This is a genomic window from Corynebacterium sp. CCUG 69979 (assembly GCF_024454095.1).
In the GTDB taxonomy this organism is placed as follows: Bacteria; Actinomycetota; Actinomycetes; order Mycobacteriales; family Mycobacteriaceae; genus Corynebacterium; species Corynebacterium genitalium.
The window spans coordinates 35982-58934 of the sequence record NZ_JAGPZA010000005.1 but is presented as its reverse complement, the minus strand read 5'-3'; the positions used below and the strand labels follow the sequence as shown (position 1 = coordinate 58934).

The 22953-nt window shown below is 63.5% G+C and carries 23 protein-coding genes; 7 read left to right on the top strand and 16 right to left on the bottom strand.

The genetic code is table 11. The features are described from left to right. The first annotated feature begins 25 nt into the window (after positions 1-25). Positions 26-880, top strand: coding sequence for a glutamate ABC transporter substrate-binding protein (locus KBX18_RS04725; RefSeq protein ID WP_255995019.1), 855 nt, complete (start codon positions 26-28; stop codon positions 878-880). Positions 881-901: 21 nt separating this feature from the next. On the opposite strand, the gene KBX18_RS04720 is transcribed toward KBX18_RS04725, so the two are convergent. From KBX18_RS04720 to KBX18_RS04710, 3 genes are all read right to left on the bottom strand, one after another. Beyond that, entirely contained in the window at positions 902-1513 is a 612-nt protein-coding gene (locus KBX18_RS04720; RefSeq protein ID WP_255995018.1) for a regulatory protein RecX, read from the bottom strand. Then, positions 1513-2634, bottom strand: a complete 1122-nt coding sequence (gene recA / locus KBX18_RS04715; RefSeq protein ID WP_255995017.1) for a recombinase RecA — start codon at positions 2632-2634, stop codon at positions 1513-1515. Before recA ends, KBX18_RS04720 begins: the two co-directional genes overlap by 1 nt. Positions 2635-2826: 192 nt before the next feature. Then, positions 2827-3042 (bottom strand): DUF3046 domain-containing protein, encoded by a 216-nt coding sequence (locus tag KBX18_RS04710; RefSeq protein WP_255995016.1) that lies wholly within the window; start codon positions 3040-3042, stop codon positions 2827-2829. A 156-nt stretch (positions 3043-3198) separates the two neighbouring features. Between KBX18_RS04710 and KBX18_RS11855 the strand changes: the two genes are divergently transcribed. The 4 genes from KBX18_RS11855 (at position 3199) to KBX18_RS04690 (ending at position 6275) form a co-directional block, all read left to right on the top strand. Then, the gene (locus tag KBX18_RS11855; RefSeq protein WP_255995015.1) at positions 3199-4308 is read left to right on the top strand and encodes an HNH endonuclease signature motif containing protein; all 1110 of its coding nucleotides are present in this window, start codon (positions 3199-3201) and stop codon (positions 4306-4308) included. A 63-nt stretch (positions 4309-4371) separates the two neighbouring features. Beyond that, on the top strand, positions 4372-4962 hold the full coding sequence (locus KBX18_RS04700) for a biotin transporter BioY (RefSeq protein WP_255995014.1): 591 nt from the start codon (positions 4372-4374) through the stop codon (positions 4960-4962). A 9-nt stretch (positions 4963-4971) separates the two neighbouring features. Further along, on the top strand, positions 4972-5661 hold the full coding sequence (locus tag KBX18_RS04695; protein WP_255995013.1) for an ABC transporter ATP-binding protein: 690 nt from the start codon (positions 4972-4974) through the stop codon (positions 5659-5661). Then, positions 5658-6275, top strand: coding sequence for an energy-coupling factor transporter transmembrane protein EcfT (locus KBX18_RS04690; RefSeq protein WP_255995012.1), 618 nt, complete (start codon positions 5658-5660; stop codon positions 6273-6275). Before KBX18_RS04695 ends, KBX18_RS04690 begins: the two co-directional genes overlap by 4 nt. Positions 6276-6295: 20 nt before the next feature. On the opposite strand, the gene KBX18_RS04685 is transcribed toward KBX18_RS04690, so the two are convergent. The 4 genes from KBX18_RS04685 to pgsA all read right to left on the bottom strand — a co-directional run bounded on the left by KBX18_RS04685 (position 6296) and on the right by pgsA (position 8880). Beyond that, positions 6296-7174, bottom strand: coding sequence for a PspA/IM30 family protein (locus KBX18_RS04685; protein WP_005289774.1), 879 nt, complete (start codon positions 7172-7174; stop codon positions 6296-6298). A gap of 105 nt (positions 7175-7279) precedes the next feature. Next, positions 7280-7642: a helix-turn-helix domain-containing protein gene (locus tag KBX18_RS04680; RefSeq protein WP_255995011.1), complete on the bottom strand. Its 363-nt coding sequence runs from the start codon at positions 7640-7642 to the stop codon at positions 7280-7282. A gap of 54 nt (positions 7643-7696) precedes the next feature. Continuing rightward, positions 7697-8320: a CinA family protein gene (locus tag KBX18_RS04675; RefSeq protein ID WP_255995010.1), complete on the bottom strand. Its 624-nt coding sequence runs from the start codon at positions 8318-8320 to the stop codon at positions 7697-7699. Continuing rightward, a complete protein-coding gene (pgsA, locus tag KBX18_RS04670) occupies positions 8317-8880 on the bottom strand; it encodes a CDP-diacylglycerol--glycerol-3-phosphate 3-phosphatidyltransferase (RefSeq protein ID WP_255995009.1) in 564 nt (187 codons plus the stop codon). Before pgsA ends, KBX18_RS04675 begins: the two co-directional genes overlap by 4 nt. Before the next feature lie 33 nt (positions 8881-8913). On the opposite strand from pgsA, the gene KBX18_RS04665 reads away from it, so the two are divergent. Next, on the top strand, positions 8914-9186 hold the full coding sequence (locus KBX18_RS04665; RefSeq protein ID WP_255995008.1) for a YciI family protein: 273 nt from the start codon (positions 8914-8916) through the stop codon (positions 9184-9186). 15 nt (positions 9187-9201) lie between these two features. Here the strand turns inward: KBX18_RS04665 and KBX18_RS04660 are convergent, their stop codons facing one another. The 8 genes from KBX18_RS04660 to dapB form a co-directional block, all read right to left on the bottom strand. Next, positions 9202-10377: a TerC family protein gene (locus KBX18_RS04660; RefSeq protein ID WP_255995007.1), complete on the bottom strand. Its 1176-nt coding sequence runs from the start codon at positions 10375-10377 to the stop codon at positions 9202-9204. 215 nt (positions 10378-10592) lie between these two features. Then, positions 10593-11198, bottom strand: a complete 606-nt coding sequence (locus KBX18_RS04655; RefSeq protein ID WP_255995006.1) for a DJ-1/PfpI family protein — start codon at positions 11196-11198, stop codon at positions 10593-10595. Beyond that, positions 11199-14306, bottom strand: a complete 3108-nt coding sequence (locus KBX18_RS04650; protein WP_255995005.1) for a DNA translocase FtsK — start codon at positions 14304-14306, stop codon at positions 11199-11201. 93 nt (positions 14307-14399) lie between these two features. Further along, entirely contained in the window at positions 14400-15029 is a 630-nt protein-coding gene (locus KBX18_RS04645) for a TIGR03085 family metal-binding protein (protein WP_255995004.1), read from the bottom strand. A gap of 113 nt (positions 15030-15142) precedes the next feature. Further along, the gene (locus KBX18_RS04640) at positions 15143-17266 is read right to left on the bottom strand and encodes a ribonuclease J (RefSeq protein WP_305082948.1); all 2124 of its coding nucleotides are present in this window, start codon (positions 17264-17266) and stop codon (positions 15143-15145) included. A 2-nt stretch (positions 17267-17268) separates the two neighbouring features. Further along, positions 17269-18159, bottom strand: a complete 891-nt coding sequence (gene dapA / locus KBX18_RS04635) for a 4-hydroxy-tetrahydrodipicolinate synthase (protein WP_255995003.1) — start codon at positions 18157-18159, stop codon at positions 17269-17271. 14 nt (positions 18160-18173) lie between these two features. Continuing rightward, positions 18174-18926 carry an FAD-dependent thymidylate synthase gene (gene thyX / locus KBX18_RS04630; RefSeq protein WP_255995002.1) on the bottom strand — a complete coding sequence of 251 codons (753 nt, stop codon included), beginning with the start codon at positions 18924-18926 and terminating at the stop codon, positions 18174-18176. Beyond that, positions 18926-19672, bottom strand: coding sequence for a 4-hydroxy-tetrahydrodipicolinate reductase (gene dapB / locus KBX18_RS04625; protein ID WP_005289755.1), 747 nt, complete (start codon positions 19670-19672; stop codon positions 18926-18928). Before dapB ends, thyX begins: the two co-directional genes overlap by 1 nt. Positions 19673-19819: 147 nt before the next feature. On the opposite strand from dapB, the gene KBX18_RS04620 reads away from it, so the two are divergent. Beyond that, positions 19820-20497 (top strand): hypothetical protein, encoded by a 678-nt coding sequence (locus tag KBX18_RS04620; RefSeq protein ID WP_255995001.1) that lies wholly within the window; start codon positions 19820-19822, stop codon positions 20495-20497. A gap of 79 nt (positions 20498-20576) precedes the next feature. Here KBX18_RS04620 and KBX18_RS04615 read toward each other — a convergent pair whose 3' ends face one another. Continuing rightward, complete coding sequence (locus KBX18_RS04615; RefSeq protein WP_370687224.1) at positions 20577-22880, bottom strand: polyribonucleotide nucleotidyltransferase; 2304 nt, start codon at positions 22878-22880, stop codon at positions 20577-20579. Positions 22881-22953: the final 73 nt, after the last annotated feature.

The following is a 22953-nucleotide window of genomic DNA, read 5'->3' as shown; positions in this document are numbered from 1 at the left end:
GTCCTAACCGCGTAACGTTGGTCTCATGCGCTCGATCCACCTTGCTGCCGCGCTCGTCTCGGTTCTCGGAGTCAGTGGACTCAGTGCGTGCGGTTCGCCGGATGATCAGGATCTTCTGTCCCAGATCGAATCCGGCCGCGTCGTTGTGGGCTCCGCGTTCACAAATCCAGGTTTGAGCATGATGCGTGACGACGGCTCCCCTGCCGGCCTCGACATCGACATCGCCACCTACGTGATCAACTCGATCGCCGACGACAACGGGTGGGGCCACCCCGAGATCGAATGGCGCGAAACCCCGCCCGGCCAACGTGCGTCACTGCTGGACAACGGGTACGTCGACATGGTCGCCTCGAACTATTCCATCGACGCCAAGCGCGCTGAGGAGGTCTCCTTCGCCGGGCCGTACCTGCTGACCCACCAGGCGCTACTCACGGTGGACGGGTCCGACATCACGGGGCTGGAGTCGCTCGACGGCAAGAACCTGTGCTTTGTCACCGGCACGACGGCCGCGAAAACACTGCGCGAGGACATTCCGGGCGTGGTCCTTGCCGAATACGACAGCTACACCGCGTGCCTCGACGCTCTGCGCGCCGGCACGGTCGACGCCCTGTCCACAGACGCGGCGATTCTCTCCGGGTTCTCCGCGCACGAGCCAGGGGTGTTCCAGCTCGTCCCGTTGGAGCGCAATGGCGCACCGCTTAACGACGAGCACTACGGCCTCGGCCTCCCCCGCGACAATGATGCCAGCGTCTCAGCCGTCAATGAGGCGCTGGAGAAAATGCACGAAGACGGTTCCTTCGACCGCTTCGTCGACGAGCACCTCGCCTCCGACGCCGCCGTGCAGGCGGACACCCCGGGCGACATGTCCTTCCTGAACTAGCGCTGCCGACGTCGCCCGGGCTCAGCCCACCTCAGCGATGCGCGCGTCGAGCGTTTCCCGCGCAACGCGCATGGTCAGCTCCGAGTTATACCCACGACGAGCCAGCACGCCGACGACGCGGCGGAGCACCTTGTCGTACTCGGCGCGGTCTTCCGGCGGCACCTTCACTTCGCGGACTTTCTTTTCCGCGACGACCCGCGCCTGAGCTTCCTCATCCTCGGCCGTGATCTGCGCAAGCGCTTCGGCACGCACCGGCTCGGCAACACCCTTGTTCCGCAGCTCGAGGTCTAAGGCGCGGGCGGATTTGCCCCGGGCAGTAGCGCGCTGGCGGACCCATTCGTGGGCGAAGGATGCGTCGTCGATAAGCCCGCTCGACTCTAAGGCGTCGAGTACTTCGTCGATGAGGTCCGGCTCGAACTGCGGCTCTGGCCCCGTGCCCACCAGCCGCTCGCGCAGCTCGTGGCGCGACCGGGAGCGCTGGTCCAACAACCGCAGTGCTTTCTCGCGGATGCGCGAGGTTTCCTTCTCGTGGGCTTCGTCGATAAGCGGGGCGTGTTGGCCCGCCGCATACTCGTCGAGCGCTTCCTGCAGCTTGCGCAGCTTCTCCGGGTCAGGCGCGGGATAGTCCGGCACTACTCTTGAGCGGCGCCGGCGAGCTCGTCGGCTTCATTGTCGTCGAAGTCGATGTTGGGCACCATGTCCACCGGGTCGTCGGACAGCTGGTCCTGACCAGCGAACTCGCCCACCCCGAGCTTCTCGAAGATCTTGCGCTCCAACTCATTCGCCAGCTCCGGATTCTCCTTCAAGAAAATGCGGGCCTTTTCCTTGCCCTGGCCCAGCTGATCGCCCTCGTAGGTGAACCACGAACCGGACTTCTTGATGATCCCGTTGTCCACACCCATGTCGATGATCGACGACTCGCGCGAGATGCCTTCGCCGTACATGATGTCGAACTCGGCGACCTTGAACGGCGGGGAAACCTTGTTCTTCACGATCTTCAGGCGCGTGCGGTTACCGATCGAGTCCTGGCCGTCCTTGAGCGTCTGGATGCGGCGGACATCGCACCGCACGGACGCGTAGAACTTCAGGGCCTTACCACCGGTGGTGGTCTCCGGCGAGCCGAACATGACGCCAATCTTCTCACGCAGCTGGTTAATGAAGATGGCGGTGGTGCCAGAGTTGTACAGCGCACCCGCCATCTTGCGCAGCGCCTGGGACATCAAGCGGGCCTGAAGGCCGACGTGGCTGTCGCCCATTTCGCCTTCGATCTCAGCCTTCGGGGTCAGGGCGGCGACGGAGTCGATGACGATCATGTCGATCGCGCCGGAACGCACCAGCATGTCCGCAATCTCCAGCGCCTGCTCACCGGTGTCCGGCTGGGAAACCAGCAAGTTGTCGGTGTCCACGCCGAGCTTCTTAGCGTACTCCGGGTCCAGCGCGTGCTCCGCGTCGATGAACGCTGCGATGCCGCCCGCGCGCTGCGCCTCTGCGATCGCGTGCAGCGCCACCGTGGTCTTACCGGACGACTCCGGGCCGTAGATCTCGACAATGCGGCCGCGCGGCCACCCGCCAATGCCCAGCGCCACATCGACGGCAGTGTTGCCGGAGGAAATCGCCTGGATCGGCGGGCGGTTATCGTCGCCCAGGCGCATAATGGCGCCCTTGCCGAAGTCCTTCTCAATCATGGCCATCGCCGCATCGAGCGCGTTTTGGCGGTCGTTGCCTGTGTTGCTTGCCTTCTTCTTCGTCGCCATCGCGTGGTCAGTCCTTTCGCTAATAACTTTGCTGTCTGTGCTGTTATCTGGGTCGGTTACGGTCTGCATATTTCGTTAGACCGCCGAAGACCCGTTTCCGGTTCCCCGTTGTCAGAAACTCAATCTACTTCGGCAACGGACATTGTTTCGAATATACACGCACGAATGTTCGAAAAGAAAGTTTCCGTCGCGTCACTCCCCTGGCTTATCCACGCCCCACCTGCGCTCTTCCGGCACGTCAAACGCCTCGCACAGCCCCTCCCACACGTAGCGCGGATCGACTCCACTTTCGATCAGCTCCTCCGCCGTCTTACCCACCCCGGGAAAGACGTGGGATGACACGACCCACTGGCCTTTCGCGTCACCGAACTCGTCGTGGATTAGCTGCTGGAATTCCGTCAAGCGCATGCGGCCAAGGATACGCGCACCGCCGTTCGCTTATCGACGGCCATTGCCCAACCCCTTATAAGACTGCCCGGCAACGGAACACGTTCCTTGAGTTTGCTCACTGTAGTGCGCAAACATCCCTTGCCAGCCATGGTGAGGCCCACTTAGCGTGAGGGCGTGAACTTACTTGACTTCCTCACCAGCATCGGGGTGGACGACCTCGCGGGTTTCGACCGCGATGCCTTCCTCGCGGCCGGCCTTGCACCAGCCCGGGTAGCCGAGCTGACCTTGGTGCATGCGGCCTACTACGGGCCAGCACGGTCGTCGTCGTTAGCCGTGGCGCAGCGCGACGCCGCCGACGCCGCCCGGTCGGGCGGGGTGTGCGTCGACATGCTCGCCCAGATCGAACGCTCCATCAAGCACGTCACCTCCGACGTCGAGCGCGCCGGGTTCCGGGCAAAGCTCATCGCTGCGGCTGCCAGCACCGTAACAACGTGTGCGGGGCTGGCGCGCTACGCCAAGGCGATTCTTCCGGCGAAAGAAGTCAACCCGCGCAAGGGCGTGTCATTCGGCGCATCGGTCAAGGGGATGCGCACGGCAGTCATCACCGCCTGCGAGCACGTCATGGCGGCGCTCGAAGCGACGCTGCGCTCGAACATTTCTCGCGATTTGCCGGCCGCGCCGCAGATGGCCGACGCCTTCGAAGAGCTGATGCGCTCAGGCGCAGGAGTCCCCGAGGCGGCACCGCGGCCGACCATCATCGTCCCCGCCCCTGACCTGGCGCAGATTCACGCCGGCAAGGGTGATGACGTCCTCCTAGGCTTGACCGACGGCACCACCATCACTGGCAAGGACTTCCTGGCACAGTACTTCCAGAATCCCGCCTACGGCCTTGAGGCCGCCCTGTTCCACCCAACCGAGGGCCCGCTCAACCATTACCGGGACCTGCGTTTCGCGTCGGAGAAGCAGCGCACCCTGGCCAAAATCACTCAGCCTATCTGCGCGAACCCGGATTGCCGGATGCCCGCCGACCTCTGCCAGGTCCACCACGTCGACCCGTGGAAGAACGGCGGTGTCACCAACATGGACAACTTGGCCATCGTCTGCGAGTACCACAACCGCGTCAACGACGATGACGCCCACATCAGCAGACGCGGCCGCATCGAGATCCGCGCGGGCCGCCCAGTGTACGTCTCGCCGAGGGGCTACCCGCGCACGAACACGAAGCATCCGTACGGAGCGATGGACGCGCTCTTCGGAACCGTGCGGCACGCCGTAGCGAGCTGACGCAGCACGCCGCGCGCGACACCTCTTGAACGGTGTTCAATTGGGTCCGCTATTGTGTTGTCCATGACGACAACGACTGACACCACTGCCCGCGGCAACGGCAGCTCTAGTACCGCGCTCGATATCGCCTACGTCGCAGTCTTCGCCGCCCTGATCGCCGTGCTCGGTTTCTTGGCCATCCCGGTCGGCGCTGCCGGTGTGCCGATTGTCTTGCAGAACGCCGCCACCATCCTCGCCGGCCTCGTCCTCGGTGCCCGTCGGGGGTTCCTTGCCACCGGCCTGTTCCTTCTCGTGGGACTTTTTCTTCCGGTTCTCGCCGGCGGCCGCACCGTCATTCAAGCTTTCGCGGGCGTGACATTCGGCTATCTGATCGGTTACCTCATCAGTGCCTTCGTCGCCGGCCTGATCGCCTACCGCTCCCCCTGGGCAAAGAAGGGGGCGACCGTGGCCATATTCATTCTCGCCGGCGTGGTCGCCCTCGCTTTGCAGTACCTCTTCGGTTCGCTGGGCATGATGTGGCGCGCGGACATGAGCTTCGGCGCGGCGATCGCCGCCCAGGGCGCGTTCGTTCTCCCCGATTTGGGCAAGCTCGCCGTCATGATCGCCATCGCGCTTGCTGTCCACGCGGCATTCCCGCAACTGCGCCGCAGCTAGGCGTGCACCGTGCCCACAATCACGTTCGACCGCGCGTGCGTCGCCTACGACGGCTCGGTCATTCTCCAGCCGCTGTCCTTCGAGCTGTCTGAGCAGCGCATCGGCATCATCGGCTCCAACGGTTCAGGCAAGTCGACGTTGGTGCGCATGGTCAACGGTCTCATTGAGCCGACGTCGGGCGCCGTGCTTTACGACGGACTAGCCACCCACTCCCACGGCAAAGACATCCGCCGCCGGGTAGGGTTCATCTTCTCCGACGCCGAAGCCCAGATTGTCATGCCGCGGGTCCGCGACGACATCGCCTTCTCTCTGCGCCGGTTCAAACTGCCCAAACAGGAGGTCAACGCCCGAGTCGACGAGATGCTGGAACGTTTCCAGCTCGGCGACCGCGCCGAAAACTCGCCCCACACCCTCTCCGGCGGCGAAAAACAGATGCTCGCGCTGGCTGCGGTGCTCGTCATCGAACCGGAGACGATCATTGCGGACGAACCAACCACCCTTCTGGACCTGCGTAACCGGCGCCGGATTGTTCAGGAGTTGGAGGGGTTGGACCAGCAGTTGATCGTCGTCACGCATGACCTGGAGATGCTCGACAACTTCGACCGCGTGCTGTGCATCAACGACAGTGAGCTCGTCTACGACGGCCCTCCCGCTGACGCGGTCGCGTTCTACCGCGATTTGATGAAGCGCACGCCATGAGACTGCGAGAACTCCCGCTCGGTGTTTACGTGCCCGGCGACACACTGCTGCACCGCGCGTCCCCAACTGCGAAGTTCGTCGCGCTCGTCGTGTTCATCATCCTCGTGGTGTGGCTGCCCACCCAGCCGTGGCATGCGCTGGGTGTCCTTGCTGGGATCTTCGGCTTCTACGCCATTGCCGGCATTCCGGTGGACACAGCATGGCGGCAAGTCGCCCCGGTCCTGCCGATCATGGCGTTCCTCGGCGCATTCATGTGGTGGCAGAACGGGTGGATGAACATGCTCACCACCTTGGTCGGGCTGATTGCCACCTTCATGGCGGCCACGTTGCTGACCCTGACGACCACCATCGAGGAACTCATGGAGGCCCTCGAGTCGAACATGGCGCCGCTCGCACGCATCGGGGTGCCGGTGGACACGATCAGCCTGGCTATCGCCCTGACCATCCGTCAGATCCCGCTGCTGTTCAACACCGCCAATGAGTCCCTAGACGCGCGAAAAGCCAGGGGCGCGAATACGTCGCTCCTGACTTTCGGGACTCCGCTGGTGATCCGCAGCGTTCGCCGCGCTCAGCTCACGGGTGAGGCGCTCATGGCGCGAGGAGCCGTCGATTAGCGGCTTCCCCGCAGGGGTTTTTAGTGATCGCCGCGCAGCTCACGCATGCGCTCTGCGACAGCGTCGCTAGACACGTCCGGCGCATCGGTGTTGGACTGGTAGCCGCCCTGAATCTGCGGCTGCTGGCTCGGCGCCTGGTTGGCCTGCGGCAGAGCCTGCTGCTGACCGGACTCGAGAGCGCCACCGCCCATTTCTGCGCGGATCTGCTCGAGACGGGAGTGGCCGGCCATCTGGATGCCTGCCTGCTCCACCTCAGCCATGCGGCCCTGGACGGAGTTCTGTGCCAGTTCAGCCTGGCCGAGTGCGTTGGAGTAGCGGCGCTCGATCTTCTCGCGGACCTGGTCCAGGTTCGGCTGGTTGCCGCCGGTGATGGAATTCATGGACTGCAGGGACTCGGCGACCTTCTCCTGCATCTTGGCCTGCTCCAGCTGGGACAGAAGCTTGGAGCGCTCAGCGACCTGCTGCTGGAGCTGCATGGAGTTGCGCTCGACGGCCTGCTTAGCCTGCTGTGCCTGCTGCAGCGCCTGATCGTGCAGAACCTTGGTGTCCTCCACGCCCTGCTCCGCAGTGACCAGCTGGGCGGCGAAAGCCTCGGCCGCGTTTTCGTACTCGGTGGCCTTCTGCATGTCGCCCTCGGACCGTGCCTTGTCGGACAGCTGCAGCGCCTGCTTGGTGTTCGCCTGCAGCTTCTCGACATCTGCCAGACGGCGGTTGAGCTGCATCTCCAGCTGGCGCTGGTTGCCGATCACGGCAGCTGCCTGCTGGCTCAGGGCCTGGTGCTGGCGCTGGGCTTGGCCAATCGCCTGCTCGATCTGGATCTTCGGGTCTGCGTTCTCCTCGATCTTGTTATCGAAGAGGGCCATGAGGTAGTTCCAGAACTTGGTGAACGGGTTAGCCATGAGTGTTCGAGCCTTTCTGCGGCGATGTCTAAAGAATCTTTAACGCCTACATGGTAGCCGAGTGGTGCCAGCCGTGCGCGGGAGAACGCGGCGAACAGGCAGCGCTTAGACCTCGGCGGCTGCCGGCGGGGTGTGAGCCAGTTCGTCGGCCATCGCCTGCAGCGACAGGTTCGCTGCTGCCTCGAGCAGCAGATCGGACACGGTGGTATCAAGCGCCAGGCACACGGAGGCGAGCAGCTCGGAGGAGACTTCCTTCCGGCCGCGTTCGAGCTCGGAGAGGTAGCCCGGCGACACGCGCGCCTGCGCGGCCAGTTCGCGCAGAGTCACTCCCTTATCTGCACGGAAAGCGCGCAGGGACATGCCGAGCGCCTCACGCAGCAGCGGTTCACGAATGCGTGTCGACGTCGCCGGCTGCTCCACCGGAGCAGCATGTGCGGGCTGGTACTTGAGCGTTGTTGTAGTTGCCATCGTGTTATTCAACGGTTGGTCGGCAGATATTGTTCCCGTCGTGTTCCCGACAGTCTAGCGCCTGCTCACACCCTCGATTTCATAGCGCAGGGCGAACATGGCGGCGAGCACAGCGTTCTCGCGAATCTGTTGACGGTTGCCTGCCACGACCCGCTGCGGGGTCGCGGACCACGGGACGAGCGAGTACCGCACCGCGTTCGGGTAGTCGAGCGCGAGAATGCCGGCGGCTCTCGTCGCTGCGGTACGCCGCGGCCCCGACACCCCGACGTACACCTCTCCCACGGGGTGGTCGTCTTGGCTATCGGGTCCTGCGACTCCGGTCAGCCCAACTCCCCAGTCGGCGCCGCATGCCGTTCTCGCGCCGCGCGCCATGTGGCGTGCCGTGGCCGAGTGGATCGGGCCATGCAGATCGAGCACCTCTTCGGGCACACCCGCAAGAGATTCCTTCAGGTCGGTCGCGTAGGTGACCAGTCCCCCGCGCAACACGTCGGATGCTCCCGGCACGGAGGCAATGGTCGCGGTGGCCAGCCCGGCTGTGAGGGATTCGCACAGCGCAAGGGTCTCTTTCCGCCGGCGCAGCGCGTCGATAATGTCGGCTGCGAGTGCCTCCGCGACACGAATCTGGACGCTGCGCTCGACATCGACCTGTTCGATCCGGGGGACTAGGGAGCGGGTCATGCGGAGGCCTTACCTGCTGCGTTGGCCCGCGCGCCATCGACAAGGTATTGCACGCCCGTGACCACGGTGACCGCGACCGCGATGAGCATGACCGCCAGCGTCGGGATGTCCATCCAGCCAGGCAGCGGGCACAGGTACATCGCCACACCGACAGTCTGCAGGACAGTCTTGAGCTTTCCGCCTTTCGACGCCGGAACCACCTTGCCCTGGCGCAACATCCACATCCGCCAGAACGTGATACCCAGCTCACGTACCACGATGACCACCGTGATCCACACCGGCAGGTTGCTGGCAATGTTCAGCGTGACCAGCGCCGTGATCATCAATGCTTTGTCGGCGATCGGGTCGGCGATCTTGCCGAAGTCCGTGATCAGCCCGCGCGAGCGCGCAATGTCGCCGTCGAGCTTGTCGGTGATCATGAGTGCAACGAACACCCCGAACGCCCACCACCACTGCTGGGAAAGCACCAGCCACGCGAAAACGGGCGTGAACAGGATACGCAGCGAGGTCAGAATGTTGGGCAGGTTCCAGTTGGACTGTCTGGGTGCTGGTTCGGTCACACTTCTAACCCTACATCCCTAGACTCGGGGTCCATGAAGTACTACGCAGTGACCTACACCTATGGTGAGCGCTCGCTCATCAGCGCCACCCGCCCACGCCACCGCGACTACATGACCGCCCTGAAGGACGACGGCATCGTGGTCGCGGCCGGGCCGTTCGAGGGCGACGCCCAGTCGCTTATTCTCTTCCGCGTGGCGGACCGGGCGGCTCTCGAGGAGATTCTCGCCGCGGACCCCTACACCGAGGCGGGAGCGCTCGCAGACCGGGAAATCCGCGAGTGGAACCCGGTGATCAACGCGTTCTAGCTCCGCCTGCGACGGTTACGCTTGCTGGCCGCCGCGTGAGACGTCGAGGTGGCCGGTGTCGCGCGATCCAGTGGCGGTGTGGTCGCCCTTGCCGGACGTCGCAGGGTCATCAATCCACTCGAGGTGGTTGCCGTCCGGGTCGACCTTGCGGCGGTTGCCGTGGTCGTCGTAATCGATGTGGAACTGCGGGCCGTTCGGGTCCTTTTCGCCGTTCTTGACCATCTGGCGTTCTTTGATCAGAGAAGCGATGGCGGTAATGGCCAGCACGCCGACAATCACAACGAGCGAGGTGACCGTGCCAATCTCAGGCACTGCAAAGCCTTCGCCGCCGTTGATGAACGGCAGGTTGTTCTCATGCAGGGCGTGGAGCAAAAGCTTGATTCCGATGAATCCCAGCACCACGGCCAGGCCGTACGGCAGGTACACCAGCTTGTCCAGCAAACCGTTGAGCAGGAAGTACAGCTGGCGCAAGCCGAGCAGCGCGAAAGCGTTTGCGGTGAAGACGAGGAACGGTTCGGTGGTGATACCGAAGATGGCCGGGATGGAATCGAAGGCGAACATCACGTCGATGAAGCCGATCGCCAGCAGGGCCACGAACAGCGGGGTGACGGCCTTCTTGCCTGCTTCGGTGACAGACATGAGTTTGTCGCCGTGGTAGGACTGCGTCACCGGGATAGCCTTGCGCAGCGTCTTGACCACCAGCATGTCGTTCGGGTCGGTCTCCGGTTGATCGGTAGCCTCGTCATACACCAGCTTGATCGCCGTGTAGAGCAGGAACGCGGCGAAGATGTAGAACACCCACGACCACGCCGAGATGATCACAGCCCCCAGCAGAATGAAGATCAGGCGGAACACGAGCGCCATGACGATTCCGATGAGCAGCACCTTCTGCTGGTACGCGCGTGGAATCTTGAAGGCGCCCATGATCAGCGCAAAGACGAAGAGGTTATCCACCGACAGCGACAGCTCGGTGATGTAACCGGTGAAGAATTGCACGCCGTGCTCCGCGTCCCACTGCCACCAGGCAATGCCGCCGAAGATCGCCGCCATGGTCATGTAGAACGCAGCCCAACCACCCGATTCCTTCATGGAGGGCTCGTGCGGGGTGCGGACGTGGGAGACGAAGTCAAAGATGAAGAAGCCGAGGATGACTGCCGACGTGACAAGCCAGATCCACAAAGGGACGTGCATGATGTGACCTCCGGTCAAAACGGGTACGGACCGGAGGTCTCCCCCACCTGCGCGTTACGACGGCGGGCCGCCTGGACCGGGCAACGCGCGACCATGCGGCCGCCCGTCGAACCGTGTTGACGATCCGAGGCGCTTTTGGGGTACTCCCCTCCAACAGGAAGCAACCCTACTTGATCGTCGCGGCCGCCACACACCCTGGCCCGCTGCACTGTGGTTTAAACAGCGAACGGGTCATCCTCGGGGTCAAGATTAAGTCGCAGCTCAATCGAGCCCGCAACCTCAGCGATGGCATCAAAGCCGAAACGATGCGCGATGAAGGCGGCCGCCGTATCGATTCCGGCAGTGACTCCCGACGATGTCCACCGATCACGGTCATGAACCCACCGTGCGGAGCGACGCCATTCGATAGCGCTGCCGAACGTGGTCGCCCAGGCGAACGCATTCTTATTGCTCGTTGCAGCGTATCCTTCGAGTAGCCCGGCGGCCGCCAATAGTCCCGAACCGGTGCATACCGACATCAAGATCTGCGAATCGGCGGCCAAAGACTTCAAGTCGGTCAGAAAACTCTCGTCTTTCACGAGCTGGCGGGTACCCAGACCCCCGGGGACGAAGAGGACGTCTCCAGATTTCGCACTGAGTTCCCCGTCTACACCTAGGCGAACCCCTTGGGAGGTTGTAACAGACGCGCCGTCCGCCGACAGCATCTCCACTTCGATGTCGTCGACCTTGGAAAAAACCTCGACAGGTCCGGCGACATCTAGTAGCTCTACATCGTCGAACAGAACGACCGACACCCGCAGACGGGAGCCATCGACTCCCATTTAGAATGCTCCACCGGTCGGATTGTAGGCGGCCTTCACGGTCTGGGGATCGGCGTCGGCGCCGTCGTTCGAAACGGAGTCAGCATCAGAGGAGCTCTCCTCCTGCAGTGCTTGCTCCTCGAGCACCTCCTTGGGCGCGTCTGCTGGATCCGCACCCTTGATCATCCACAAGATGGTGTCCAGCTCTTCCGGCTTGACCAGCACCTCGCGGGCCTTTGAGCCCTCGGACGGGCCGACGACGCCGCGGGTTTCCATTAGGTCCATCAAGCGGCCGGCTTTGGCAAAGCCGATGCGCAGTTTGCGCTGCAGCATGGACGTGGAGCCGAGCTGGGAGGTGACCACAAGCTCGACGGCCTCGAGGAGGTCGTCCATGTCCTTGCCGATCTCCTCGTCAATGTCCTTCTTCTCGGCAGCCTTCTCCTCGGTGACACCCTCGGTGTAATGCGGCTCGCCCTGCTCCTTGACGGCGTCCACAACGGCCTGGATCTCCTCGTCGGACACGAAAGCACCCTGCAGACGCTGCGGTTTGCCAGCGCCCTGCGGGATGAACAGGCCGTCACCCATACCAATGAGCTTCTCGGCGCCGCCCTGATCCAGGATGACGCGGGAGTCCGTCAGAGAAGACGTGGCAAATGCGAGGCGCGACGGCACGTTCGTCTTGATCAGGCCGGTGACAACGTCGACAGACGGACGCTGCGTGGCCAGCACCAGGTGGATGCCCGCCGCGCGCGCCTTCTGGGTGATGCGGACAATGGAATCCTCGATCTCCTTCGGCGCGGTCATCATGAGGTCGGCCAGCTCGTCAACGACGCAGATGATGAGCGGGTACGGACGCATTTCACGCTCGGACCCCGGAGGCGCCTGTAGCTCGCCGGAGCGGACCTTCTTGTTGAAGTCCTTGATGTGGCGCACGCGCGCGGACTTCATGTCCATGTAGCGCTGCTCCATCTCCTCCACGAGCCACTGCAGGGCGGCCGCGGCCTTCTTCGGCTGCGTGATGATCGGGGTGATCAGGTGCGGGATGCCTTCGTACGGGGTGAGCTCGACCATCTTCGGGTCAACGAGGATCAGGCGCACCTCTTCCGGCGTTGCGCGCGTCAGCAGTGACACCAGCATCGAGTTCACAAACGCCGACTTACCGGAACCGGTCGAACCCGCCACCAGCAGGTGCGGCATCTTCTGCACCGACGCGGACACGAAATCGCCTTCGATGTTCTTTCCCAGGCCGATGAGCATCGGGTCATGGTCGCCACGCACATTCGGCGCTTCGAGCACGTCGCGCAGGCGGACCATCTCACGGTCGGCGTTGGGGACCTCAATACCCACAGCAGATTTGCCGGGGATCGGGGTGAGCAGACGGACGTTGTCGGTTGCCACGGCGTACGCCAGGTTGGACTGCAAGTTGGTGATCTTGGAGACCTTCACACCGGGGCCGAGCTCGACCTCATAACGCGTGACTGTCGGACCACGCGAGAACCCGGTCACGCGGGCGTCGACATTGAACTCCTCGAAGACATCGGTGATCGCCTCGATCATCCGGTCATTGGCCTCAGTGCGTGTCTTCGGCGCTTGGCCAGCCACGAGCAAGCTTGTCGACGGCACCGTGTAATCCGTCTGCGACCACGTCTCCGGCTCACGCGCCTGAGGTTGGTCAGCGGCGTCACCCTTGTCGGCCTGGCCGGACTTCGCCTTCTCCTTCTCCGAGTTCGGAGTAGATGCGGGCACAGCCGATGCGTCAATGCCGGAGCGAGCGATGATCGCCTGGCGCATCTGCTCACGCGACTGCGCGACAGGGTCTGCAGAGTCAGCAGCGTCAGCGGTGTCCGTTGCGTGGGTGTCGGCACCGTCAATGTCAGTGCCGTCGATGTCGTCGTCCACGGTGGTCGGTGCGACAGCGACCTTCTTGCGGGTCGAACGCTTCTTCCGCGGTGGTTCTGCCTGCGGGTCCAGCACTTGGGTGCGGTTAGCGCCACCGCCACGGTCGACCTGGTCGTAGTCGTCGTAGTCGTCGTAGTTGCTGTCGGTGGGGACGTCGAAAAGCGTGGGCTCTACGCGAGCGCTGGACCCGCGCGGGCGGCGTGAGCGACCCTCGGCGATGTTATCGAGGTCGTCTTCGACATGGCCGTACATGTCATCGTCGGCGAGGTCGTCCTCCGGGTCGGGCGTGCGCGCATTGTCAGCGATGCTGCGGAACAGTGCGCGGATGTAGTCGAAGGATTCACGCACGGTAATACCCGTAGCCAACAGCGCAGCGTAGACGATGACGAGAATCAGCAGCGGCACAGCGACGTACGGGCTAAAGCCTGCGCTGAGCGGGCCACCGACGAAAGCGCCGATCGCACCCCCGGCGACGCGTCGGCCTTCCCATGTTTCGGGCGTTCCGGCGAAGATGTGGATCAGACCGAGCATGCAGATGCCGATGATGGTCAGACCCAAACCGCTGTGCGCGCGCTCGGACGCGTTCGACCCCAGGCGGAGCATGATCGCGATGGCAACGCAGACGAGGATCACGGGCAGCACGAGAGCGCCGGCACCAATGACCCAGTGGGTCCCGTTCGCAATGGCCGCCCCGACCGGGCCGGCAATATCCAACCACACCGAAGCGCCAAGGATCGCCGCTAGGCCGATGAGCACAAGGCCGATCGCGTCAACGCGTCGGCCGTTGAGCCCCACAGCGTCGTCGGCATAATCAGCGTCAGCAGAACGGGAATCAGCTGCGGGTTCCGTTGCGGGAGAAGTGTCGCGCGTCGTCCGCTTGCGCCGTGTCGACTTCGGGGTGGTCTCGTCGGCGTATGCCTCTTCAGGGGTCAAGGTGCGGGATCCGCGGCCGGTGGTGGGCTGAGAGTCGTCAAGCAAGTTCTCGTCGCGGCGCTTACGGCCGCGCCCGCCGCTGGCTCCCCCACCGACGGTGCGGAATGAGCTGGTGGCCTCGCGAGCGGCGTTGCCCAGCCCGCGCCCGACGGCGCCGACAGCAGAGCCGACACGCTCGTTGGCGGTGTCGGCTGCGCGTGTGGAGCCGGTGGAATCGGACGTAGAGCGGCCGCGGTACGGGCGAGTTCCGCCGGTGTTGCGCGCGCCGCCGCGGCGCTGGGTACTGGTGACAGACATGGTCACCATGTTAATGGCCAGCACACCTCAAGTCACATACGCCACACCGGTTTCAGCGGTTCAATGGTGGAGAATGAGCGTCAAGTCTAAAGACTAGAACTGGCGCTTGACTTCCTGGATGTCCGCCTCGTTGCCCTCGATTTCGACTTGGACGGCGTCGCGGCCGGTGACCCAGAGCAGCAACTCGCCCGGCTCGCCTTTCACGCGCACGACGCGGTCGCCTTGCTCAGCGACACCGCGCTTGCCGCCGAGCGTGACGGGAGGGTGGTTCGGCGGGGTGAGCACCACCGGCACGTCAGAGGACGTCAAGGCCATCTTCCCCATCATCTTGGCTGCGCCCATCAGCTTCGTCTCGACAGCGCGAGAGAACTCGCGTGGTTCTACGGTGCCGGAACCGCGACGCACGTCCTCATGGTGGATGAAGTTCTCGGAGACGTTCATGAAGCTGTCCAGAGGCTTGATGTGCAGCGGTGGTCCCGCCGCCCACTCGTTGACCAAGTGCTCATACGACTCTTGCTGCTTGGCTTTCTCCTGCGCAGATCGAGTCAAGTCTTTGAGGGCCGATACGACGTACCCACCCGCGAGGTGCGTGCGGTGCTCGCGGATGAACAGGTGGGCTGCTAGGTCATAGGTAGTCCAGCCCTCGCACAAAGTCGGGGCATCGGGGCCGACCTCGAGCATGAGTTCGGCGAGCTTCTCGCGTTCTTTTTGCTGAAACGACATGAGCCCCAGCCTAGCGCGGCTGGGGCGAGCGAGGCTGTGCGCATTTAGCGCCCAGATGACAAGGAAACGCCCTGCCGTTACTACGGCAGGGCGCGTCGATAAGCAATGCTCGTCTACAGCGACTCGCGGGACTCCGCGATCTCCTCGGGCGACGCCGGGGTGATGTCGTCGGTGTTCATCGGCACCACGGTCGGCAGAATGACTGGCTCGCGCTTGTACTTCTGCTCGATGGTGCGGGAAATGCGCCGGCGCAGCTGCTGCACCATGCGGTACGGGTCATTCTCACCCTCGGCAGCCAGGTCAGACATGGTGGTCTCCACCAGCTCCTGGATGACCGGGACGACACCACGATCATCGTCGATGAGACCTGTGGTAGACACCTTCGGCTTCTCGATGAGGCTGCCTGTGCGGTCGTCGATCAGACAGGTAATGGAGATGACACCGCCGGATGCCAGTGAAGTGCGGTCCGCCAGAACATCCGGGTCGACATCGCCCATCGTGGTGCCATCGACGTAGAGGTGACCAACCTGGTACTGGCCAGCGACCGTGATCTTGCCGTCGACCATGTCCACGACCACACCGTTCTGCGCCAGAACAGTGTTCTCTGGCTTCACGCCAGTCGCAATTGCCAGCTCCTTGTTGGCACGCAGGTGACGCCACTCACCGTGGACCGGCATGGCGTTGCGCGGGCGAGCAATGTTGTAGAGGAACAGCAGCTCGCCGGCGTAACCGTGACCGGACGCGTGGACGTGGGCGTCCTCGTTGGTCACCACCGTCGCACCGATCTGGGCGAGGTTGTTGATCACGGCGAAGACCGCTTCCTCGTTGCCCGGAATGAGCGAGGAGGACAGGATGATCAGGTCGCCGTCACGTACCGTGATCTGGCGGTGTTCGCGGCGCGACATGCGCGACAGTGCCGCCATCGGCTCACCCTGCGTACCGGTGGTGATGAGCATGACGCGGTGCGGGGCCATCTTCGCGGCCTCTTCGATCGGGATGATCGTGCCGCGCGGAGCCTTGAGCATGCTCATCTTCTCCGCGATCTCCATGTTGCGGATCATGGAGCGGCCGTTGAAGGCGACCTTGCGGCCCGACGCCACCGCAGCGTTGATCGCCATTTGCACGCGGGACACGTTCGAGGCGAAGGATGCGAGGACGACGCGCTGCTTCGCGCCCTGGACAAGGCGGATCAGTGTCTCCTCGATGCCGGCCTCCGAACTGGAGATGCCCGGAATGGTGGCGTTCGTGGAGTCGCAGAGGAACAGGTCGATGCCCTCGTCGCCGTAGCGGGCCAGCGCGGGCAGGTCCGTCGGCTTGTTGTCGTACGGGGTCATGTCCAGCTTGATGTCACCGGTCATGCATACGGTGCCGGCACCGGTCTTGATCACCACACCGAGGCAGTCCGGAATCGAGTGGCCCACGCGCCAGAAGCGCAGGTTGAACGGGCCTGCTGTGATCTCCGACTTCTCGTTGACCTCGTGCAGCTTCGGCTTCTGGCGGTGTTCGCGGGTCTTGGCCGCGATGAGCGCGTTGGTGAAGCGCGCGGAGTAAATCGGGATGTCCGGGCGCAGCTTGAGCAGCCACGGAATCGCGCCGATGTGGTCCTCGTGCCCGTGCGTGACCACGAGCGCCTCAACCTTATCCAGCTTGTTCTCGATCGGACCGAAGTCCGGCAGGATGAGATCCACACCCGGCTCGTCCGAAGACGGGAAGAGCACACCGCAGTCCACAATGAGCAGGCGGCCGTTGTACTCGAACACGGTCATGTTGCGGCCGATCTCAGAGATGCCGCCGAGCGCGTAAATACGCAGCGCACCGTTTGCCGGCTTCTGCGGGGCGGGCAGACGCTTCGTCAGGTCCGCACCCTGCATCGACTTCATTGGGTTACGGCGGTTGTCACCGCGGCCTCCCCCACGGCCGCCACGTCCGCGTCCACGGCCACGGTTGTTGCCACCGCCGCCATTTCCGCCGTTGCCACCGTTTCCGCCGCGGTTGTTGCCAGAGCGGTTACCGCCGTTGTTCGAACCGCCACCGTTGCCGCCGTTGTCGTTCTTGCCGTTGCCGCCGCCGTTATTGTTGGAGCCCTGGTTATCCCGGCCCCCACGGTCGTTGCCGGCATCGGCATTGTTGTCGGCGGGCGGGGTGTCCGGGGTCTGGAACACCGGTTGCTGGTCGCCGGCCTCTGGGGGGCCCGCCTTGCGGGACACCTTGCGGGAGCGGTTACGGGATTCATTCATATTTAAAGGACTCCAGCCTTTTCCATGTCACGTCGCAGCGCCTCCAGCTGCTTCTCGTCGGGTGCGACGATGGGCAGACGGGGGTCTCCGACCTCGATGCCCTGCAAGCGCAGGGCTGTCTTTGCAAATGTCACTCCACCAAGCACGGCCTGCTGTCCAGCGAGCACGCACATGGTGTTGGCGTTGATTTCCCGGGCTCGGGCGAGGTCGCCTTCCTCGAAGCTTGTCACCATTTCTCTCATCAACCCTGGTGCGGCGTGCGCAATCACGGAGATCACACCGATCGCGCCGAGGGAGAACCACGGCAGGTTGAGAACGTCGTCGCCAGAGTACCAGTCCAGCCCCGTGTCATTGATAATCGCGGTGGCCTCCAGCATGTCGCCCTTCGCATCCTTCACGGCTTTGACGGTAGGCAGTTCCGCCAACGCGCGGATGGTGTCGCCGGCGATGGGGATCGCGGAGCGGCCGGGAATGTCGTAGAGGCAGATCGGCAGTTCCGTCGCCTCCGCCACAGCGCTGAAGTGAGCGAGAAGTCCCGCTTGAGACGGCTTGGAGTAGTACGGGGTGACAACCAGCAGGGAGTCTGCGCCGGCGTCGCGGGAGGCCCGCGACAGCTCGATCGAGGAGCGGGTGTCGTTCGTGCCCGAGCCGGCCATGATCTTGACGCGGTCGCCGAGCTCCTCGCGCACCGCTGTGATCAACTGGAGCTTCTCATCGGCGGACGTGGTCGGCGATTCTCCGGTCGTGCCACCCAAGATCAGCAGGTCGACCCCGTTGTCTACGAGGTGGGCCGCCAACCTCCGGCCTGTCTCGAGATCCAGGTCACCGTTGCTGTCGAACGGGGTGGCCATGGCGACGCCGACGGTTCCTAATTCATTCTTAGTAATGCCCATAGCTCAACAGGTTACTATCCGGCGTACGGGCTGGTGGCCATGACGGAACCGTCGGCAAGCGTGCTGATGAGGAAGTCGTCGAAAAGCGCTGGTGCTTGCTTTTTAAGAATCTCTAAGCACGCGATGGCGAGCGCGCGGATTTCCACGTCAGCGTGTTCACTGGCGCGCGCCGCAATGAAGCCGCGCCAGGCGCGGTAGTTGCCGGTGACCACGAAGCGCGTCTCAGTGGCGTTCGGCAGGATCGCGCGCGCGGCCTGGCGGGCCTTCTTCTTGCGCAGCAGCGCGTTCGGCTCGTCCTCAGTGTTCTCCTCCAGCGCGCCCAAAAGCTCCTCGTAGACGAAGCGCGATTCCTCGACAGCGGCGAGGAAGATGCGTTTGAGGTCCGCGTCGTCCGCGATCGCGTCCGGGATGACCACATCTGCTTCAGCGGCAGGCACAAAGCGCTGGCTCAACTGCGAAAACGACAGGTGGCGGTGGCGCAGCAACTCGTTGCCTGCAGAACGCGACAGCCCGCGGATGTACAGCGTCGCGGTGGCGTGCTCGAGCAACGCGTCGTGCCCGACTTCGAGGATGTGTCGCAGGTACGCGTCGTTGGCAGCGGTGTGCGGGTTGGGCTTGTCGAAGGTCTCGTAACACGCCCGGCCCGCGAACTCCACGAGTGCTTCGGCATCCGTGGCCTGCCCATCCTGCTCCCACGCGACATCCGCTGGCGCCGCAAACGAAGTTGCGGCGATCAGTTGGACATCGAGATTCCTGCTTTGCGTCATTACAGCCCCAGGTAGGAGTCCAGGCCGATCGTCAGTCCCGCGTGCTTATCGACGTTCCGAACACCCGTCAGTACACCCGGCACGAACGAGTCACGCCCATAGGAATCCTGGCGGATGGTCAGGGACTGGTCGGTGGTGCCGAAGATGATTTCCTCGTGGGCGACCATGCCCTGCATGCGCACGGCGTGCACGTGGACACCGTCGACATCGGCACCGCGTGAACCGTCGAGAGCCTGCTCTGTCGCATCAGGCATGGCGCCCATGCCGGCGTCCTTGCGGGCCTGCGCAATGCCCTGGGCGGTCTTCACCGCCGTGCCCGACGGAGCGTCAAGCTTGTTCGGGTGGTGGTACTCCACGACCTCTGCAGAGTCGAAGAACGGAGCTGCTTGGCGGGCGAACGCCATGGCCAGCACAGCGGAGATAGCGAAGTTCGGCGCGATGAGTACACCGACGCCCTGGTTGGCCTCGAGCCAGGAACGCACCTGGCCGTAACGCTCCTCGTCGAAACCAGTCGTGCCCACCACGGCGTGAATGCCGTTATTGATGCAGAACTCCAGGTTGTCCATGACCACGCCCGGGGTGGTGAAGTCCACCACGACCTCAGCACCGTTGTCGGTGAGGAGATCCAAAGAATCGCCTGCGTCAACCTCTGCGACCAGTTCCAAGTCCTCAGCGGCGTTCACACCCGCCACGACTGCCGAGCCCACGCGGCCCTTCGCTCCGAGAACTCCCACCTTGATAGTCATGCGTTGCCCTTTCTGTCGCACTTTGCTTCGTCTGTTTTCTCTGGACCACCTTAGCGCGGCATCGCTGGCCGCCGTTCGCCACCGTTGCGTGCTGTCCCCGGCCCGTCGCAACCGCTCCGGAGTCCGCACCCAGCTAGGCTGTCACATATGAAACACACACCACAGAAGAAGACACATGCCTCAACGGCTGTCGCTGTCCTCGCGGCGGCTGGTCTTGCTCTTTCTGCCTGCGACACCGGCGACACCGTTCCAGAACCCCAGATGAGCACCTCCACAAACCCTGATGCCGACACTGCCGATAAGGACGCGGAAAACTCTGCGACGAAGCCGACAGGAACGGAAGATGGCCAGCAGAACACACTGGGGGCCGCAGACATGCAACCCGGCGCTGACGGCGACTTCAGCACTGAACCCACAGAGCAGTTCGACGGCGACCCCGCGGAACTGCGCACGACCGATATCCGCGTGGGTAGCCACGAGAATTACGACCGCCTTGTCTTCGAGTTCGAAGGAACCGGTCAACCGAGGTTCCACGCTGGATACACGGATGATCCGCGCCAGCATACGTCGGGCAATCCGGTCGAGGTGCCCGGCGATGCGCACTTCGAATTGCTCATCCACGGCACCTCGCTGGATATGACCCCGGACCACAAGTACGCGGGCAAGACCAACCTGGGTTTGGCTAGCGGTGCGGTCGTAGATGTCGTGAACCAAGGCACGTTCGAGGGCGCATCCCAGTACTTCGTGGGCCTGAAGGACACCCGCCCGTACAAGGTGAGCATCCTGGAGAACCCAACGCGCCTAGTCGTCGACTTCGAGAAATAGAAAAACGCCCCGTGGGGCGCTTCTCCGCGATTCCCTCCGACCCGGTTATCAGCCGGATCGGAGGGACTTTGTTTTCGGCTTAGTTCTCGTCTTCGTCCTCAGAGACCGGGACCAACGAGATCTTGCCGCGGTTGTCGATGTCCGCGATCTCCACCTCGATCTTGTCGCCGACGTTGACCACATCCTCGACGTTCTCAATGCGCTTATCGCCGCCGAGCTTGGAGATGTGCACCAGGCCGTCGCGGCCCGGGGTGAGCGAGACGAACGCGCCGAACGCGACCGTCTTGACCACGGTGCCCAAGTAGCGCTCCCCCACCTTCGGCTGCTGCGGGTTGGCGATCGAGTTGATCTGCTCGATCGCAGCGTCAGCAGCCTCACCGGTAGCGGCGGACACGTAGATCGTGCCGTCGTCTTCGATTGAGACGTCAGCGCCGGTGTCCTCGGTGATCTGGTTGATGGTCTTGCCCTTCGGGCCGATGACCTCACCGATCTTGGAGACGGGGACGCGCACAGTGGTGATCTTCGGGGCAAGCGCGCTCATCTCATCCGGCCCCTCGATGACCTCAGCCATGGTGTCCAGGATGGTCTCGCGGGCTTCCTTCGCCTGCTCCAGAGCGCTGGCCAAAACGTCGGACGGGATACCGTCGAGCTTGGTGTCCAGCTGCAAGGCGGTGATGAACTCGGACGTACCAGCGACCTTGAAGTCCATGTCGCCGAACGCGTCCTCAGCACCGAGGATATCGGTCAGTGCCACGTACTTGGTCTCACCGTCGACCTCACCAGAAACAAGGCCCATGGCGATGCCGGCCACCGGAGCAGCCAGCGGCACACCAGCGTTGTACAGCGACAGCGTGGAGGCACAAACAGAACCCATGGAGGTCGATCCATTAGAGCCGAGAGCCTCCGACACTTGGCGGATCGTGTACGGGAAGTCCTCCTTCGACGGAATGACCGGAATCAGGGCGCGCTCGGCGAGAGCACCGTGGCCGATCTCGCGGCGCTTCGGAGAGCCAACCCGGCCAGTCTCACCGGTGGAGTACGGCGGGAAGTTGTAGTGGTGGATGTAGTGCTTGGACGTCTCCGGGTGGAGGGAGTCCAGCTGCTGCTCCATCTTCAGCATGTCCAGGGTGGTCACACCGAGGATCTGGGTCTCGCCGCGCTCGAACAGGGAGGAGCCGTGCGCACGCGGGATGAGCTCGACCTCGACCTCGAGGTCGCGGATGTCGGTGACACCGCGGCCGTCAATACGGAAGCCCTCGGAAAGGATCTTGTCGCGGACGATCTGCTTCATCACCGCGTTGTATGCGGCGCGAATTTCCTTGCTTGCATCCTCGCCAGCGAAAGTCTCGAGCAGATCTGCCTCGATCTCTTCCATGTACTCGTTGGTCGCGTCATCGCGCTCGTGCTTGCCCGGGATGGTCAAGAGCTTCGACAGCTTCTTGGACGCCTTCTTCTCCACAGCGTCGAAGACCTCGTCGGAGTACGGCGGGAACAGCGGGAAGTCCTGGGTTTCCTTCGCGGACTTGTCTGCCAAAGCGTTCTGCGCCTCGCACAGAGTCTGGATGAAGGGCTTAGCAGCCTCCAGGCCCTCGGCGACGGTGCGCTCGGTGGGGGCGGGAGCGCCACCGTCGATAAGCTTCACGGCGTTAGCGCCCGCACCTGCCTCGACCATCATGATCGCGACATCCTGGACCTTCTTCCGCCCCTTCTTCTTTTCCACAATGCGGCCGGCAACGACCATCTCGAACACAGCGGCTTCATGCTGCTCGTGGTTCGGGAACGCGACCCACTGGCCATCCGGGTGCTGGTCATCGGCGATGAGCGCCATGCGCACACCACCGACAGCGCCCGAGACCGGCAGGCCGGACAGCTGCGTTGCGGCGGATGCACCGTTGATGGCAACGACGTCGTAGTACTCCTCCGGGTTCCAGCTCATGACCGTGACCACAACCTGCACCTCGTTGCGCAGACCCTTCACAAACGTCGGGCGCAGTGGACGGTCGATCAGGCGGCAGGCCAGAATAGCCTCGGTGGAGGGACGGCCCTCGCGGCGGAAGAACGAACCCGGAATCTTGCCCGCGGCGTACATGCGCTCTTCCACGTCGACGGTCAGCGGGAAGAAGTCAAAACCCTCGCGCGGCTGGTTGGATGCGGTCACAGTGGACAGCAGCATCGTGTCATCGTCGAGGTAGGTCGTCACCGACCCGCCAGCCTGGCGTGCCAGCTGGCCCGTCTCGAAACGAATGGTGCGCTCACCGAAGTCACCGTTGTCCAGAACAGCGACGGATTCGGTGATCCCGAACTCCTCGTCGACATTGACCTCAACAGCGTTGTCCGGGGTGTGCTTGTTCTTGCTCAAAAGATCCCTTTCTGGGGGGTTGATTCGGCGATCATCGGTGCCGCCGCATGTTTGACTTGCAACACCCCGGCATACTACCAGGTGGGCATGAAAAATG

Coding starts and splice junctions, on each gene's coding strand:
- KBX18_RS04675 (WP_255995010.1), bottom strand. CDS start 8,320: ATGACCCGCTCCCTAGTCCCCCGGATCGAACAGGTCGATGTCGAGCGC.
- KBX18_RS04700 (WP_255995014.1), top strand. CDS start 4,372: ATGACGACAACGACTGACACCACTGCCCGCGGCAACGGCAGCTCTAGT.
- KBX18_RS04645 (WP_255995004.1), bottom strand. CDS start 15,029: ATGTCGTTTCAGCAAAAAGAACGCGAGAAGCTCGCCGAACTCATGCTC.
- recA (WP_255995017.1), bottom strand. CDS start 2,634: ATGGCGACGAAGAAGAAGGCAAGCAACACAGGCAACGACCGCCAAAAC.
- dapA (WP_255995003.1), bottom strand. CDS start 18,159: ATGGGCATTACTAAGAATGAATTAGGAACCGTCGGCGTCGCCATGGCC.
- KBX18_RS04680 (WP_255995011.1), bottom strand. CDS start 7,642: ATGGCAACTACAACAACGCTCAAGTACCAGCCCGCACATGCTGCTCCG.
- KBX18_RS04685 (WP_005289774.1), bottom strand. CDS start 7,174: ATGGCTAACCCGTTCACCAAGTTCTGGAACTACCTCATGGCCCTCTTC.
- KBX18_RS04665 (WP_255995008.1), top strand. CDS start 8,914: ATGAAGTACTACGCAGTGACCTACACCTATGGTGAGCGCTCGCTCATC.
- KBX18_RS04640 (WP_305082948.1), bottom strand. CDS start 17,266: ATGAATGAATCCCGTAACCGCTCCCGCAAGGTGTCCCGCAAGGCGGGC.
- KBX18_RS04620 (WP_255995001.1), top strand. CDS start 19,820: ATGAAACACACACCACAGAAGAAGACACATGCCTCAACGGCTGTCGCT.
- KBX18_RS04710 (WP_255995016.1), bottom strand. CDS start 3,042: ATGCGCTTGACGGAATTCCAGCAGCTAATCCACGACGAGTTCGGTGAC.
- KBX18_RS04690 (WP_255995012.1), top strand. CDS start 5,658: ATGAGACTGCGAGAACTCCCGCTCGGTGTTTACGTGCCCGGCGACACA.
- KBX18_RS04725 (WP_255995019.1), top strand. CDS start 26: ATGCGCTCGATCCACCTTGCTGCCGCGCTCGTCTCGGTTCTCGGAGTC.
- thyX (WP_255995002.1), bottom strand. CDS start 18,926: ATGACGCAAAGCAGGAATCTCGATGTCCAACTGATCGCCGCAACTTCG.
- KBX18_RS04660 (WP_255995007.1), bottom strand. CDS start 10,377: ATGCACGTCCCTTTGTGGATCTGGCTTGTCACGTCGGCAGTCATCCTC.
- KBX18_RS04650 (WP_255995005.1), bottom strand. CDS start 14,306: ATGTCTGTCACCAGTACCCAGCGCCGCGGCGGCGCGCGCAACACCGGC.
- KBX18_RS04655 (WP_255995006.1), bottom strand. CDS start 11,198: ATGGGAGTCGATGGCTCCCGTCTGCGGGTGTCGGTCGTTCTGTTCGAC.
- dapB (WP_005289755.1), bottom strand. CDS start 19,672: ATGACTATCAAGGTGGGAGTTCTCGGAGCGAAGGGCCGCGTGGGCTCG.